Source organism: Streptomyces sp. NPDC094034 (assembly GCF_040303865.1).
Classification (GTDB): Bacteria; Actinomycetota; Actinomycetes; order Streptomycetales; family Streptomycetaceae; genus Streptomyces.
The window spans coordinates 1-1,176 of the sequence record NZ_JBEOUD010000132.1 but is presented as its reverse complement, the minus strand read 5'-3'; the positions used below and the strand labels follow the sequence as shown (position 1 = coordinate 1,176).

Sequence of the window (1,176 nt, the reverse complement as noted above, 5' to 3'; positions counted from 1 at the left end):
ACGAGCGACGTAGCGTCGACTGGATCGTCATCTTCGACGACCTGGTCCTGCTTGTCGAAGTGAAGTCCACGCGCCCGACCCAACAGCTACGTCTCGGCGTGCTGGATCGCACCAGCGCCGCCCTACGCCAGATCAAGCACGCCTACCAACAACTGGAGACCACCGCAGCGCTGATCACCGACAGAAACCCCAGCTTCAGGCACATCCCCGCAGACCGTCCTATACATGGTCTGGTTGTGACGATGGAACCTTTCCACACGGCCAACGCGCCGTTCCAGAAGGAAGTACGGCCGAACACAGACATGCCTGTCACCGTCTGCAGTGCCACAGAAGTCGAGCACCTTGTCACGCTGAGGGACACCTCGGCAAGCCAAGTTCTCCTCGAACGACACGGAGACCCCCTGACGTCGACATATTCCCTCAATACTTCTCTCGTTGGCAGGAGCGTCGGCCGCAACGCGATTTTGGATGCCGGCTGGGACAGCTACCCGTGGAAGCGGCACGCTGATCTTGAAGGCCAGGCCTCTGCGGAGAGGTGAGCGCAAGCCCGCCTGTCTGGCGGTATATGCACTCGCCTGGCGCTTACCCGGTCTCTCCTACGTCCACCGCATGCCGATGGCGGACAGCAGCTCCATCCGCTCCGGTGTCAGTGTCGCCGCCCGGGAGCGCTGGTTCCCGATCCAGGCCCCCAGCTTGTGCTCGCGCTCCTCCTGGTCCTCGCCGACGATCCGTTCAACCCACTTCCTGGGGACGAGGAGGTGCCCCTCGCGCTCGTAGAACTGTTTGGCGGCCTCGTAGTTCATCGCCCACTTGTCGGCCTGCGTACGGCGCTTGGGCTTCTCGTCCTCGGCTGCGGGCTCGATACCGAGGACCTGCTCGCACATCCACTGCTGCACGGCTGTGAGCTCGTCCCAGCCGAGCCGGACCGACTGCACCCACCGCCCGAGGTCCTCGCCCTGGCGCACGACGTCGCCCGTCTCGGTGGGCAGCGCCTCACCGGCGTCCAGGTGCATCCGGACCAGGTGGAAGCACCGCTGCCAGGTCACCGGCCAGCTCGGGCACCAGGACGCGTCGATCTCCTCCAGCTGCTCGCGCCGCTCGGCCTCGGGCTGTTCTTCGCGGGCGCGGGCGTCACCGTCTATGAGGGGTACGGACTCACCGAATCCTGCGCGGCGG

The 1,176-nt window shown here is 65.4% G+C and carries 2 protein-coding genes; one reads left to right on the top strand and one right to left on the bottom strand.

Translation table 11 applies throughout. The features are described from left to right. On the top strand, nucleotides 1-539 hold a 539-nt coding region (locus ABTZ59_RS37190; RefSeq protein ID WP_351426029.1), incomplete at its 5' end, for a hypothetical protein. 57 nt (nucleotides 540-596) lie between these two features. Here the strand turns inward: ABTZ59_RS37190 and ABTZ59_RS37520 are convergent. Continuing rightward, nucleotides 597-803, bottom strand: coding sequence for a helicase associated domain-containing protein (locus ABTZ59_RS37520; protein WP_503003871.1), 207 nt, complete (start codon nucleotides 801-803; stop codon nucleotides 597-599). Between the last annotated feature and the right edge of the window lie 373 nt (nucleotides 804-1,176).

Bases quoted from the DNA above. Each gene is read 5' to 3' on its own strand.
- ABTZ59_RS37520 (WP_503003871.1), bottom strand. From the start codon at position 803: ATGAACTACGAGGCCGCCAAACAGTTCTACGAGCGCGAGGGGCACCTC.